Source organism: Streptomyces sp. NPDC087420 (genome assembly GCF_044744165.1).
Classification (GTDB): domain Bacteria; phylum Actinomycetota; class Actinomycetes; order Streptomycetales; family Streptomycetaceae; genus Streptomyces.
The window spans coordinates 231,444-244,169 of sequence record NZ_JBIUXU010000006.1 but is presented as its reverse complement, the minus strand read 5'-3'; the positions used below and the strand labels follow the sequence as shown (position 1 = coordinate 244,169).

The 12,726-nt window shown below is 69.0% G+C and carries 13 protein-coding genes, 1 pseudogene and 1 CRISPR repeat array; of the genes and pseudogenes, 2 read left to right on the top strand and 12 right to left on the bottom strand.

All coding sequences use genetic code 11. From position 1 onward, the window contains the following. The first annotated feature begins 195 nt into the window (after positions 1–195). A protein-coding gene (locus tag ACIO1C_RS14410; protein WP_401862684.1) for an IS5 family transposase occupies positions 196–1,138 on the top strand; the annotation gives its coding sequence in 2 pieces (ribosomal slippage) (positions 196–540 and positions 542–1,138; 942 coding nt in all). A 6-nt stretch (positions 1,139–1,144) separates the two neighbouring features. Here the strand turns inward: ACIO1C_RS14410 and ACIO1C_RS14405 are convergent. The 3 genes from ACIO1C_RS14405 to ACIO1C_RS14395 form a co-directional block, all read right to left on the bottom strand. Continuing rightward, positions 1,145–1,441, bottom strand: coding sequence for a hypothetical protein (locus tag ACIO1C_RS14405; RefSeq protein WP_401862683.1), 297 nt, complete (start codon positions 1,439–1,441; stop codon positions 1,145–1,147). Between the two features lie 41 nt (positions 1,442–1,482). Next, on the bottom strand, positions 1,483–2,163 hold the full coding sequence (locus tag ACIO1C_RS14400) for a hypothetical protein (RefSeq protein ID WP_401862680.1): 681 nt from the start codon (positions 2,161–2,163) through the stop codon (positions 1,483–1,485). 203 nt (positions 2,164–2,366) lie between these two features. Then, complete coding sequence (locus ACIO1C_RS14395) at positions 2,367–2,570, bottom strand: HD domain-containing protein (protein WP_401862678.1); 204 nt, start codon at positions 2,568–2,570, stop codon at positions 2,367–2,369. A gap of 13 nt (positions 2,571–2,583) precedes the next feature. Between ACIO1C_RS14395 and ACIO1C_RS14390 the strand changes: the two genes are divergently transcribed. Further along, positions 2,584–2,724 carry a hypothetical protein gene (locus ACIO1C_RS14390; protein ID WP_401862675.1) on the top strand — a complete coding sequence of 47 codons (141 nt, stop codon included), beginning with the start codon at positions 2,584–2,586 and terminating at the stop codon, positions 2,722–2,724. 135 nt (positions 2,725–2,859) lie between these two features. Here the strand turns inward: ACIO1C_RS14390 and ACIO1C_RS14385 are convergent. From ACIO1C_RS14385 to ACIO1C_RS14345, 9 genes and pseudogenes are all read right to left on the bottom strand, one after another. Next, a pseudogene (locus tag ACIO1C_RS14385) lies at positions 2,860–3,064 on the bottom strand (HD domain-containing protein); the annotation flags it as partial. 300 nt (positions 3,065–3,364) lie between these two features. Beyond that, a CRISPR array of direct repeats spans positions 3,365–3,939; the repeat unit is 29 nt; unit sequence GTCTTCCCCGCCAGCGCGGGGGTGTTCCG. Positions 3,940–5,109: 1,170 nt separating this feature from the next. Beyond that, entirely contained in the window at positions 5,110–5,550 is a 441-nt protein-coding gene (locus ACIO1C_RS14380; RefSeq protein ID WP_401862673.1) for a DUF1931 family protein, read from the bottom strand. Positions 5,551–5,595: 45 nt separating this feature from the next. Next, the gene (locus ACIO1C_RS14375) at positions 5,596–7,275 is read right to left on the bottom strand and encodes an FAD-dependent oxidoreductase (protein ID WP_401862670.1); all 1,680 of its coding nucleotides are present in this window, start codon (positions 7,273–7,275) and stop codon (positions 5,596–5,598) included. Positions 7,276–7,368: 93 nt separating this feature from the next. Then, positions 7,369–7,632: a UBP-type zinc finger domain-containing protein gene (locus tag ACIO1C_RS14370; protein WP_401862667.1), complete on the bottom strand. Its 264-nt coding sequence runs from the start codon at positions 7,630–7,632 to the stop codon at positions 7,369–7,371. Then, positions 7,632–8,162, bottom strand: a complete 531-nt coding sequence (gene trxA, locus ACIO1C_RS14365) for a thioredoxin (RefSeq protein WP_401862664.1) — start codon at positions 8,160–8,162, stop codon at positions 7,632–7,634. Before trxA ends, ACIO1C_RS14370 begins: the two co-directional genes overlap by 1 nt. Then, positions 8,162–10,786 (bottom strand): ATP-dependent chaperone ClpB, encoded by a 2,625-nt coding sequence (gene clpB / locus ACIO1C_RS14360; RefSeq protein WP_401862662.1) that lies wholly within the window; start codon positions 10,784–10,786, stop codon positions 8,162–8,164. Before clpB ends, trxA begins: the two co-directional genes overlap by 1 nt. Continuing rightward, positions 10,777–11,166, bottom strand: a complete 390-nt coding sequence (locus ACIO1C_RS14355; RefSeq protein ID WP_401862659.1) for a chaperone modulator CbpM — start codon at positions 11,164–11,166, stop codon at positions 10,777–10,779. The genes clpB and ACIO1C_RS14355 overlap by 10 nt, the downstream gene beginning before the upstream one ends. Further along, positions 11,163–12,140: a DnaJ C-terminal domain-containing protein gene (locus ACIO1C_RS14350; RefSeq protein WP_401862657.1), complete on the bottom strand. Its 978-nt coding sequence runs from the start codon at positions 12,138–12,140 to the stop codon at positions 11,163–11,165. Before ACIO1C_RS14350 ends, ACIO1C_RS14355 begins: the two co-directional genes overlap by 4 nt. A 7-nt stretch (positions 12,141–12,147) precedes the next feature. Further along, complete coding sequence (locus ACIO1C_RS14345) at positions 12,148–12,723, bottom strand: nucleotide exchange factor GrpE (RefSeq protein WP_401862655.1); 576 nt, start codon at positions 12,721–12,723, stop codon at positions 12,148–12,150. Positions 12,724–12,726: the final 3 nt, after the last annotated feature.

Genomic DNA, 12,726 nt, shown 5'->3' with positions numbered 1-12,726 from the left:
TCCCGCTGGCGCTGAGTGTCCTCCGCAGCTCGCGCCTCGATCTCCCCAAGGATCACGCCCAGAGCTTCTTCGAGTGTCCGGCTCTTCCGATCCCGCCAGCGACCGGGCCGGTCGGTCAGACCGTGCGCAAGTCCACGACTAGGAGCTGTCCGGGCGATCATGTGACTGGCTGTTCATCCGGTCGTTGTCCAGGGTATGGGTGGGGATCGGCGTGGTGAGCTGTCGGATGCCGAGTGGGAGCGGCTGCGGCCGTTCCTGCCGGTGAGCAATGGTCGGTGCGGGCGGTGGCGTGACCATCGTCAGGTGATCGACGGGATTCTGCACCGGGTGCGGACCGGGGTGCACTGGCGTGATCTCCCGGAGCGGTTCGGGCCCTGGAAAACCGTCTACGAACGCCACCGGCTGTGGTCGGCGGACGGTACCTGGGAACGTCTGCTGCAGCAGGTCCAGGCCGCGGCCGACGCGGCCGGAGAGATCGACTGGGATGTGTCGGTGGACTCCACCAGCGTGCGCGCCCACCAGCACGCGGCCGGCGCCCGGACGCTCCACCGCCTGTCCCGGGCAAGTCAAAGGGGGCCGAGGCCGTGGAACACCAGGCCGAATTGCCGTGGCAGAGTCTGGTCGCCCGGCTGGTGGAGGTGGTGCGGGAGGTGAGGGCCTGGGCCGCTCGCGGGGAGGCTTCACCAGCAAGATCCATCTGAGCGCCGACGGCCGCTGCCGCCCGCTGTCCCTGATCATCACGCCCGGACAGCGGGCCGGCTGCACCCAGTTCGCGCCGGTACTGGAGAAGATCCGGGTTCCCCGCCAGGGGATTGGTCGGCCCCGCAAGAAGCCGGACAGCGTCGCAGCCGACAAGGCATACAGCAACGGGCCCTGCCGTCAGTGCCTGCGGCAGCGCGGCATCCGGCACACCATCCCGGAGAAGGCCGACAGCCAGGCCGCCCGCCAGCGCAGAGGATCGCGCGGCGGGCGGCCACCTGGCTTCGACCGGGACCGGTACAAGAAGCGCAACACCGTCGAGCGGGCCATCAACAAGCTGAAGAACCACCGTGCAGTGGCCACTCGTTATGACAAGCGCGGCTACGTGTTCCTCGGTACCGTCGCGGCAGCATCCGTCGCCATCTGGCTTCGTACGTGACCGCGTTCAGCTCACCGAAGCACCCGGCGCCAGCGTCAGACCAGAGGCTGCGAGGAAGACTTCAAGGCTGGTGACGCCACTGTCGGTACCGTCGTCCCATTCGACCAGGAGCGCCGAGAGGCCCTCATCCCAGGTGTCCCGTGTGTCGATATCAGGGCCAGGATGCCGCTCAACGCAGCCTTCGCCGTGCCGGTACCGGAGGTACAAGTACTGCCCATCTGCCGTCCAGGCATCCCACTGCGAAGGATAGCCGGAACTCGTCTGCACCACCCTCACCAGCAGTCCGCCCTCAACGTCACTCATCCAGTGATGGTGACGCACCTTCACACCTTGGGCAATCGACTTCAGACCTCGATACAGACGCTCCAATCAGCTGTGATCGCCCGGACAGCTCCTAGACGAGCAGCGCGCTCCGGGTTCGTGGACTCCGGGAACTCCTGCCAGGCGGAAACCGTGTACGCGAAGCTGCTGACGGCGATGTCCACTCCGCCCTCGCGACGGGAAAGGAAGGAGCCCGTCTTCCGCACCTCATACCCTCGCCTTACCGCCTCAGCCGCCAGCCCCTGGAGCAGCAGAAGCGACCTGCGACGCAAAGCAGACGGCATCACCAGCCGGCTCTCGCTGTCTTTGAGCGCAGCCACCACCGGATGCAGACGTCCCAGCCATGAGGGGACCGGGACCGGCGCTCCTGCCGCCTTCGGCCGCTGATTCCGCGCGTTGGGGTGTGCGCCCTCCGCGAGGAACAGCTCCAGCCCCGGCCCGCTATCAGGGACCTTCTCGATGCGTTTACCCGCCGGCTCCAGGCCGTGGCGCTTCGCGTAGTCGATGACGCGCCGCCACTCCGCGACCTCGTCGGCATCCGGTTCGGCGATGCGGACGCGCCCCTCGACGACGAGCCGCTCGATCAGTTCCCGTGCCTTGGCCCGCCGGGCGCGCGCGATGGGCCGCTCGCTGTAGGGCGCCCGAGGTTCGGAAGGCACCGCCGGCTCAGCGCCTCGGACTTTCCCGGAGTCGTTGTCGATCATCAGGAGGCAACGATCCCGCATCCCAGCGGGCGAAGGCCAGCCACTTGACACCACGGGTCGAGGACCTTCGTGGACAGCGGGGTTCTCAGGTCGAGTCAAAACGAGGACTCCACGGACCCACGCGAACGTGCCTGAGCGGTCAGATCCTCATGTTGGGCGTCCCGCGGACCGCGTACTACGGTAGGCGCCCTGTTTGCTCGTCGTCATGGTCGGCAGTACGGTCCGGGATCACCCACACCAGGCCCGCCTCGTCGACCAGCCCGGGCGTGGCAGTCGAAGCCCGCACGAAATGATCTTCCGCAGTAACCACGGGCTCTCGGCCAGGGCTTCCAGTGGTACTCCTGGCTCGCCAGCCAGTCCGCCAAGATCACCAGGCCGGCGACCAGAAAAGCAACTTGGGGGTACACCTTCTCCGGCGCCGTGGGACACCCAGCAGACGGCGGGCACACCTACATCTTCCTCGCACAGTCGCCCCCACCCCCGCCCGCCAAGAACATCGTCGGCTCCGGAGTCACCTACCGGCCTGACCCGGTCAAGATCCACCGCCTTGAAACGCCGTGATGCCCGCCGCGAATCTGCGCCACCCGCACTCCCGGCTCGCTCACGGTGCCGACCGCGTACCCAAGCACCGCCAGCAGACCAAGTGAAGTGCATGGACGCCCGTTCATGCCGCGTACCGTCGACCTCACCGACATCATCCCGCAGAACCTGACTCACCTGCGCGTACGCCTCGGCCACGCACCGCTGGAAACCCGGCGTCAGCTTCCCAAGATCACGCAACCCAGCCCAGAACGCCATCAGAGGCCATGCTTCCCCCTGGATCCACTCCCAGACCCTCAGCGATCGCCGCCCGCTGGTTCGGCGCCAGAAAACGGTCCCAGAAATCCAATGCCACCACAGCGGTGTCCAGCAGGTGAAACAGCATCGGATACGGCACCAGAGAGGACGACCATCCCGCCTTGCCCCGCGAAGTCAAGTCCTCCACGTGCCCGGCCTGCCTGTTCACTCATCCCGTCCCCATCACTCCCTCACCTGGCACCGACGGGCACATCCAAACAGCCGCCATTGACAATCGCCGCGACCAGCGCCGATCCCGCCATCGCAACTACCCCACGGGCTACGATCAGCGGATGACGAGGGACGCCACAGAAGGCCGAGTCAAGGCATTGCAAAGCCCTCTATAAACCGCAGGTCAGAAAAAGTCTTCCCCGCCAGCGCGGGGGTGTTCCGAGCGTCAGCAGGGTCACGCTCTTGCCCGATCCGTCTTCCCCGCCAGCGCGGGGGTGTTCCGCAACTCCGTGCCAACGGCGTCTCGCTGGACATGTCTTCCCCGCCAGCGCGGGGGTGTTCCGGAGCCGTTCTGGCGGCCCCGTATGACGGCGGCGTCTTCCCCGCCAGCGCGGGGGTGTTCCGTTGCGTTCCGTTGTTGAGTCTTCGCGGCTCGCGTCTTCCCCGCCAGCGCGGGGGTGTTCCGGCGTGGTTCGCGGAGATGCTGACCGTGCCCCGGTCTTCCCCGCCAGCGCGGGGGTGTTCCGGAATTTCATCGAGCTTATTTCCTCGATCGTGTGTCTTCCCCGCCAGCGCGGGGGTGTTCCGCTGCCCCAGGGTGTCCGGGTACTTGGTCGCCAGTCTTCCCCGCCAGCGCGGGGGTGTTCGTTCCTGCCCGGTGATCCCGAGAGCGTGCGCGAGTCTTCCCCGTCGGTAGGGGGTGTTCCGACCACGAACGCATCACCTGCCCGTTGCCCCTTGTCTTCCCCGCCAAAAATAAGGGGGTGCTCCTGAGAACCCTCGAACCGTGTCCCAGGCCGAGCGGTTCACCCGGCCAGCGCGAGGTTGTTCTGCTCGCCAAACCTGCGGAGATCAAAGAAGAGGGTCCTCGATAACGAGACAGCACCAGCGCGCGGCACCCGTTCCCCCTACGGCTTTGGACCACCGCCTGGCACTGCGAAGTTCGAACAATCTTGCTCGATCGGATGCCATCTCCACGTACCCTGACCAGCGCTCCAGAACACCTGACGCTCCATCAGAACGAGCGTCAAGATACCTCTGGGAGCGTCATTTCAGCGTCAAGACATCGCCCTTAACGCACATAGGGAACGTCATGCGCACCCGCCCAAGCCGCAGGTCAGCGGCCCTTTGCGGCAGGTTCCAGGATCGCCACGCACTCCACGTGGTGCGTCATCGGAAAGATGTCGGCCTGAGCGAGTCGCGGAAAATACTCGGCGGCCTCGCGGACGGCGACGGGAATCCCGAGGACCGCTGGCCCCTGCTGGCCGAGCGTCTCAACGGCGGGGCCGAGAGGGTCGGAGCCAGTCAGGTGGACGTCGTGATGTTGTGCGAAGTTGTCGACTGGCGCCGACGGCCACAAGCAACTCGCCCGGGCAACAAGCGACTTGGGCCTTGATGCGGCGCCGCCCGCCCCTTCCCGGAGTGGCTTGGGAACCAGCCTGCTCCACCGTCGCGAGGTCCTCGGCCCTTGGGTGCGTCACAACCCAGACTTCGCCCAGGAAGCCCTACACGGGTTCGCCGTGACGAGCTTCGGTATCCCCAGGCTGCCGGCACCGCTCACTTTCGTTCTCTTCCACTTCACCCCGATGTCTGCCTGCGGCTACAAGTACGGCCCCTTCGTCGCCCTGGGTGGCGACGCCAACCATGCCCCCGCCTCGGACGCCCACCCGCCGCCCCACACCACCCGGATGAGGCCCTACGACATCGGCTCCCGCATGCACCTGCCGGACGGCGACTTCGTCCCCGGCCAGGAGCTGAAGCCGAACCGCGACGTCACCCGCAAACTCGCCCAGAACGGCTACGTTGACATCGCTTGGCACCTGCTGCGGCCCACGGCCACCGACGACCGCATCGACCAGGCATGGGTCTCCGGCGCTCCGGCCCCCGCCGTCTCGGACTTTCAGCTTCCTGACGAGCCCGCCGGAACGAATTCCTCGCTCAGATCAGGAGATCGAAGAGTTCGAAGGCCTCGTCCCACTGGTCGGTGGAGGGGTGGCGGGTGTCGTGGGCGATGGTTTTGAGAGCGCGGGCGAGGGCGACACTGAGGCCGCCGGCCAGGTCGGGCAGCCGCTGCTGGGTGTCCTCGGCGGCGTCCATGCCGAGGTCGGGGCGGGCGCCGAGCTGGTCGAGCAGGGGGCGCAGTTCGATGCCCTCCTCCAGCTTCTGGAAAGCGTGGATGCTCTCCTGAAGACCTTTTGTGACCGGGAGGTCCTGCGGCTCGATGATGTCCCGGTCGTTGGCCTTGGCATCGGCCCTGCCGATGAGGAAGAGGTCGTAGAGCTTGGAATCCACGAAGTTGTTGTAGCGCTTGAGGTCGTTCTTGTTGACGTCGAGGCCGGCGGCTGCCCGGAAGAAGCGCTCGAACTTGGTAACTCCCATGACGGGCATCTCATTTCACCTTCTCGCGTTGTGGATGGGCCGAGGTCATCGGATGGCTGGTGGTCCCACCTCCCCGAGGTGCTCGTGTGCCAGACGGGTGGCCATGGCGCCCTCACCCACTGCGGAGGCCACCCGCTTGACCGAGCCGCTGCGGATGTCGCCGACGGCGAAGACTCCCGGCAGGCCGGTCTCCAGCGCGAGCGGGGTGCGGGCCAGGGGCTCCCAGACGTCCGCTGTTACCTGGGCCACGTCCTGGCCGGTCGGAATGAAGCCGCGCCGGTCCAGGGTGACGGCGTCGGCGAGCCAGGAGGTGGCGGGACGCGCGCCGATGAAGACGAACAGGGCGCGGGCTGCCAGCACCTGCTGCTCGCGGGTGCGGTTGTCCTCGACGACAACGGATTCGACCCGGTCCTCGCCGGTCACCTCCCGGACTTCGGTATGCAGCCGGACATGGATCCGGGGGTGCCGCTCGATCCGGTCGATCAGGTAGCGGGACATGCTGTGTTCCAGGTCTCCGCCACGGACCAGAACATGGACGGCGGGCGATTCGCGCGCCAGGAACAGGGCTGCTTGGCCTGCGGAGTTGCCGCCGCCTACGACGGCCACCGTGTCAAGGCGGCAGGTTCGCGCCTCCCAGACGGTGGCGGCGTAGTGGACCCCGAGTCCTTCGAACCGCTCGACGCCGGGGGCGGTCAGCCGCCGGTAGCGGGCGCCGGTGGCCACCACGACGTTGGTCGCGGTGACCGTGCCGCCGTCGGCGAGTCGCACCACGCTGTTCCCGCCGCGGTGTTCGAGGCCGGCGGCCTCGGCGGGGACGTCGATCCGGGCGCCGAACCGGTTGGCCTGTACGACGGCGCGTTCGGCGAGCTCCATGCCGGAGATCCCGGCGGGGAAACCGAGGTAGTTCTCGATCCGGGAGGAGGTGCCGGCCTGGCCGCCGGTCGCCACGGCGTCCAGGACGACGGTGGAGAGTCCCTCGGAGGCGCCGTACACCGCGGCGGCCAGGCCACCGGGTCCCGCGCCGACCACCACCAGGTCGCAGACGGCCTTCGCGGCGGTCTCTGCCCGCAAACCGATGACCTGGGCGAGTTCGACGTTGGAGGGATTGCGCAGCACCCGGTAGTCGTGCCAGACAACGATCGGGGTCTCCTCGGGAGCGATACCAAGACGCGTCAGCAGCGCCTCGGCCTCGGTGTCCTTCTCCAGATCCGCCCAGCGGTGCGGAAGGCGGTTGCGGGCGGCGAACTCCAGCAGACGCCGAGTGTCGGAGGAGAAGGCGGAGCCGATGACGCGGAAGCCCGTGCCCGCGCCGGCCAGCATCGTACGGCGCAGCAGATAGGCCCGCAGGATCACGTCGCCGAGCGCGGGTTCGCGGCTGAGCAGGTCGCGCAGGGCGGCCGAACCCACGGCCAGTACCTCTCCGGGTCTGTTCACCACCGCGCTGACGAAGGCGGTCTGGCCCTCCAGTACGTTCAGTTCGCCGAGGAAGCTGCGCGGACCGTGCCACTGGACGACGTGCTCCTGGTCGTCGTGGCCTTCGACCACGGCCACCGTACCGCTGAGGACGACGAAGAACTCGTCACTGCGTTCGCCGGCCCGGAAGAGCTGTTCCCCCTCGCAGACCTGCCGTTTCTGTCCGCAGGATCTCAGGATCTCGATCTGGTCGTCCGTCAGCCGCGGGTAGGCACCGTCGTCGACGTCGGCCGTCGGGGTGAGGGTCGGCACGGTTCGCTCCCTTCGTCGGAAACAGACGCGGAGGCGGAGAGCACGGTTGGGAGGACAGCCGGAGCAGCGGCGCCGGAAAAGGCGCCGGCCTGCTCAGACCATCGCCTCGTGTACGAAACACCATCGCCAGTCCTCGCCGGGTTCGAACGACCGGACGATCGGGTGCCCGTCGGTCGCCGCGTGGGCGCGGGCGTGCCGCATCGGCGAGGAGTCGCAGCAGCCGACGTGGCCACAGGTCAGGCAGAGGCGCAGATGCAACCACGGAGTCCCCATGCGCAGGCAGTCCTCGCAGCCCTGCGGTGTTCTGGGCGCCACGGCCCGGATCATGGAAAGGTGCGGGTCGGGAAGAGTGGTCATCACGGCCTCCGGGAGGCGGGATCGGCTGGTCCGTGGGACGTCGACAGCGACTCGTCCACCCACTGGCGCAGCGCGTTCGCGGGCGCGGCGCCGGTCTGGCGGGCGACGGGCCTGCCGTGGTCGAGAACCAGCAGGGTGGGTACGGCCTGGACCTCGAACCGCCGTGCCAGGAGCGGGGACTTGTCGACGTCGACCTTCACGAGCTTGATCCGGCCGGCCAAGTCCTCGGCGACCTGTTCGAGAACTGGGCTCACCATGCGGCAGGGGCCGCACCAGGTGGCCCAGAGGTCGACCAGCACGGGCAGGCTCGCCTGCTCGGCGACCTCCCCGAAGTCGGCGTCGCCCGCTTCTGCGATCCACGGCAGCGGGGCCCGGCAGTTTCCGCAGCGCGGGCTGCCCTCCGCCGCGGCGGGTACGCGGTTGGTGCGGCCGCAGTTGGCGCAGGCGACCGTCCGCACCAAGGTCTCGGTGCCGTCGGCACTGCCGTCACGGCCGCCGCGGTAGGCGCGGCCTTCCGGAGAAGTACTCATCACGGCTCCTGCGGCTCGTCTTGGAGGGTGACGGTCAGTTCGCCGCCCGTGGCGTCGACCAGGATGGTCACGCCTTCGCGTGCCTCGCCGCTGAGCAGTGCGCGTCCGATCCTGGTCTCGACCTCGTGCGAGATGAAGCGGCGCAGCGGCCTGGCCCCGTATACGGGGTCGTAGCCCTCGGCGGCGATCAGGTGGCGGGCCGGCTCGGTGAGGACGAGCGTGATGCGCTGCTCGGAGAGGCGGTCGCGCAGCTCGTCGAGGAGCAGATCGACGATGCGCTCGATCTGCGCGATGCCGAGCGGGTGGAAGAGGACGATGTCGTCGACGCGGTTGAGGAACTCGGGGCGGAAATGGCCGTTGAGCTCGGTCATCACCTGCGCCCGCGCCTCGGGCTTGATCTCGCCGGCCTGGGTGGCGTCTTGGAGCAGGTACTGCGACCCGAGGTTGGAGGTCATGATGATCACGGTGTTGCGGAAGTCGACGGTGCGTCCTTGCGCGTCGGTGATCCTGCCGTCGTCCAGCACCTGGAGCAGCGTGTTGAAAACATCGCCGTGCGCCTTCTCGATCTCGTCGAACAGGACGACGGAGTACGGCTTGCGGCGCACCGCCTCCGTGAGCTGGCCGCCCTCCTCGTAGCCTACGTATCCGGGGGGCGCGCCGACCAGGCGGCTGACGGTGTGGCGTTCCTGGTACTCGCTCATGTCGAGGCGGATCATGTTGCTCTCGCTGTCGAACAGCGCTGCGGCCAGCGTCTTGGCCAGCTCGGTCTTCCCGACGCCCGTCGGGCCGAGGAAGATGAACGAGCCGATCGGCCGGCGCGGGTCGCGTACCCCGGAACGGGCCCGTATCACCGCGTCGGCGACGAGCTGGACGGCCTCGTCCTGGCCCACGACCCGCTCGCGCAGGATCTCGTCCAGTTTGAGCAGCTTCTGCCGTTCGCCCTCCTGAAGGCGGGTGACGGGGATGCCGGTCCACGCGGAGACGATCTCGGCGATCTCCTCGGCGGTCACCACCTCGCGCAACAGCCGACTCTCGCCCTGCTTGCCGGCGAGCTGTTCCTCCTCGGCTGCCAGCCGGCGCTCCAGCTCGCTGATGGTTCCGTAGCGCAGCTGGGCGGCCCGGTTGAGGTCGTAGTCGCGTTCGGCCTGCTCGGCCTCCTGCCGGGCGCGTTCGAGTTCCTGGCGCAGTTCCTGGACCTTGCGGATGGCCTGGCGCTCGGCCTCCCACTGGGCGTGCTTGGCGTCCACCTCACCGCGCAGGTCGGCCAGTTCACGCCGCAGGTCCTCCAGGCGGGCGCGGCTGGCCGGGTCGGTCTCCTGGTCCAGCGCGGCCTCCTCGATCTCCAGGCGGGTGGCCCGGCGGGTGAGTTCGTCGAGTTCGGCGGGCATGGAGTCGATCTCGGTCCGCAGCCGTGCGCAGGCCTCGTCGACCAGGTCGATGGCCTTGTCCGGGAGGAAGCGGTCGCTGATGTAGCGGTGGCTGAGGGTGGCGGCGGCGACCAGGGCGTTGTCCTGGATCTTGACGCCGTGGAAGATCTCCAGTCGCTCGCGGATGCCTCGCAGGATGGAGATGGCGTCCTCGACGGTCGGTTCGTCCACCTGGACGGTCTGGAAGCGGCGCTCCAGGGCGGCGTCGGACTCGATGTGTTTGCGGTACTCGTCCAGCGTGGTGGCGCCGATCATGTGCAGCTCGCCGCGGGCGAGCATCGGCTTGAGCATGTTGCCCGCGTCCATCGCGCCCTCGGCAGCGCCGGCCCCGACGACGGTGTGCAGCTCGTCCACGAACAGCAGGATGCGGCCCTCGGCGCCCTTGACCTCCGACAGAACGGCCTTGAGGCGTTCCTCGAACTCGCCGCGGTACTTGGCTCCGGCCACCAGCGACCCCATGTCGAGCGAGAACACCGTCTTGTCCCGCAGCCCTTCGGGCACGTCGCCGCGCACGATCCGCTGGGCCAGGCCCTCGACGATGGCGGTCTTGCCGACGCCCGGTTCGCCGATCAGGACGGGGTTGTTCTTGGTCTTGCGGCTGAGGATCTGGATCACCCGGCGGATCTCGGCGTCCCGGCCGATCACCGGGTCGAGGCGGCCGGTGCGGGCCTCGACGACGAGGTCGCGCCCGTACTTCTCCAGGGCCTCGTACGCTTCCTCAGGAGTGGCGGAGGTGACCCGCTGATTCCCGCGCACCGTGGTGAGGGCGGCGAGGAAGGAGTCCTTGGTGACGCCTTGTTCGCCGAGCCGCCGGCCGGTCGCGGTGGTCGAACCCTCGTCCACCAGGGCCAGCACCAGGTGCTCGGTGGAGACGTACTCGTCCTTGAGCCGTTTGGCCTCCTGCTCGGCGGTGTCGAGCAGCCGGGACAGCCGCTGGGTGACCATCACCTGGCCGGGGGCGGCGCCCGGACCGGTCGTGCGGGGCCGTTTGGCAAGATCGGCCTCGACTGCGGACCGCAGAGCGGCCGGGTCGGCGCCGGCGTCGGCCAGCAGACGGGTGGTCAGGCCATCCTGCTGATCGAGCAGAGCGAGTAGCAGGTGCTCCCCGTCGACCTCGGTCCGGCCCATCCGTACCGCGACGCTCTGCGCTTCCTGCAGCGCTTCCTGGGATTTCTGGGTGAGGCGGTTCATGTCCATGTTGTGGGCTCCTTGGCGGCTCGTTCGCTGTGCCGCAGTGCGATTTCCAGGCGTTCGATGCGGTTGAGCAAGTCCAGGACGACGCCGATAGCCGCGTAGTTGAGGCACAGTCCGGTCCGCAGCCGCTGCACTCGGGCGATGGCCGACGGCGCGCTCGGCCGGAACCACAGGCCGCCCCGGGCGTCACGCTCGGCGTCCACCAGCCCGAGGGCGACGAAGCGGCTGACGAGTTCGGGCGGCAATCCACTCCGGCCGGCCACTCCGGCCATGGAGAGCTGGTAGGGGCTGGGACCGGTCCGGTGGACCCGCACCAGGGGGTACGCAGCCGTGGTGCCGGGCTGTCCGGGGCCTTTGGCGGGAGAACGGTGTTCGGCTCTCATGTCTGCTTCCTCGGGTCGAAGGAGGAGACGGCGGACAGTTCCTCGAACAGCTCGCGTTCGCGCGGGCTGAGCGAGGGCGGCACCATCACCTGGATTTCGGCGTAGAGGTGACCGGGGGAACCTCTGGGGTGGGGCATCCCCTCGCCGCGCAGCCGCATCCGCCGGCCGGTGGAGGTACCGGGCGGCACATGCACCTTGACGGTCCCGCCCGGACCGGAGACCGGCACCGTCGCCCCCAGTGCGGCCTCCCAGTCGGTGACCGGCAGATCAACGTGGATGTCGCGCCCAACGAGCCGGTAGCGGGGATGGGGGGCGATGCGGACCACCAGATAGAGGTCCCCGGCGGAACCCGGGCCGCGGCCCCGGCCGCCCTCTCCCGCGAGCCGGATGCGCTGCCCGTCGACAACGCCGGCCGGGACGGTGACGTCGTAGCTGCGCTCCCCACCGGGCCCGCCAAGGGTGATCTTCCGCCGGCCGCCGCGGTACGCCTCCTCCACACTGAGCGTGAGTTCGGCCTCCTGGTCCGCGCCGGGGATCGGGCTGCCCCGCCCGGCGCCGCCCGCCCGGCCGCCGAACATGCCTCCGAAGAGATCTTCGAAGTCCACGCCAGAGGCATCGAAGTCGGTCTCCGTCCAGGTCCGGGCACCTGCCCGGTCGGCGCCTCGGGTGCCTCCGAAGGGACTGCCGCGGTACGCGCCGGCTCCGCCGCCGAAGCCCTGGCCGGCCGCGGCACGCTCGTCGTAGTCCTCCGGAATCTGCCGGAAGTCGGGGCCGAAGCGGTCGTAGCGGGACCGGGTGTCGGGGTCGGACAGCACGCTGTACGCCTCGTTGATCTGCTTGAAGCGTTCCTCTGCGGCCGGATCGCGGTTGACGTCCGGGTGGTAGCGGCGGGCCAGGGTACGGAACGCCTGCTGGATCTCGGCGGCGTCGGCGGTGCGGGGAACGCCCAGCACCTCGTAATAGTCCTCTGCCATGGCGGCCTCACTCCTGCTTGCGGCTGACCGCTACCGCGGCCGGCCGCAGCTGGTGACCGGGTTCGCCGTACCCGGGCCGCAGCACCTGGACGACGGTGCCCGGAGCGGTGTCCGGTTCATCCACCACGGACATCACCTCGTGCTGCTCGGGGTGGAAGGGGACGCCGGTCTCCTCGTAGCGGGGGTAGCCGAGGTTTCGGAGCACCTCGACGGCCTGGTCGCGTACCGCCCGGACTCCGCCGACGATCGCGCCGGGGTCGTCGGCGCCCGCGTGGGTGAGGGCCAGTTCGAGGTTGTCGACGACCGGGAGGAACGCCGCAGCCACCTTGGCCCGCTCGGCCTCCCGTTCCCGGGGAAGCTCACGGGCGTAGCGCTTACGGAGATTGTCGAGGTCGGCGAGGGCCCGTCGCCACCGGTCCTCCAGCTCTTCCACCTCGGGGCTGCGGCGTGCAGGTGCCGCCTCCTGCTCCCCGGCTTCGGGCCGCGGGGTCGTCCGCGGTGCGGGTGTCCGTTCGGGCGACGTCTGCTCGGACTCGGGCGGGGGGCGGTCCTCGGCGGGACGCGTCTGTTCGTGATCCGACATGTC

Excerpts from the sequence above, each read along its gene's own strand:
- trxA (WP_401862664.1), bottom strand. The coding sequence starts at position 8,162 with ATGAGTACTTCTCCGGAAGGCCGCGCCTACCGCGGCGGCCGTGACGGC.
- ACIO1C_RS14400 (WP_401862680.1), bottom strand. The coding sequence starts at position 2,163 with ATGATCGACAACGACTCCGGGAAAGTCCGAGGCGCTGAGCCGGCGGTG.
- ACIO1C_RS14380 (WP_401862673.1), bottom strand. The coding sequence starts at position 5,550 with ATGGGAGTTACCAAGTTCGAGCGCTTCTTCCGGGCAGCCGCCGGCCTC.
- ACIO1C_RS14405 (WP_401862683.1), bottom strand. The coding sequence starts at position 1,441 with ATGAGTGACGTTGAGGGCGGACTGCTGGTGAGGGTGGTGCAGACGAGT.
- ACIO1C_RS14370 (WP_401862667.1), bottom strand. The coding sequence starts at position 7,632 with ATGACCACTCTTCCCGACCCGCACCTTTCCATGATCCGGGCCGTGGCG.
- clpB (WP_401862662.1), bottom strand. The coding sequence starts at position 10,786 with ATGGACATGAACCGCCTCACCCAGAAATCCCAGGAAGCGCTGCAGGAA.
- ACIO1C_RS14350 (WP_401862657.1), bottom strand. The coding sequence starts at position 12,140 with ATGGCAGAGGACTATTACGAGGTGCTGGGCGTTCCCCGCACCGCCGAC.
- ACIO1C_RS14355 (WP_401862659.1), bottom strand. The coding sequence starts at position 11,166 with ATGAGAGCCGAACACCGTTCTCCCGCCAAAGGCCCCGGACAGCCCGGC.
- ACIO1C_RS14345 (WP_401862655.1), bottom strand. The coding sequence starts at position 12,723 with ATGTCGGATCACGAACAGACGCGTCCCGCCGAGGACCGCCCCCCGCCC.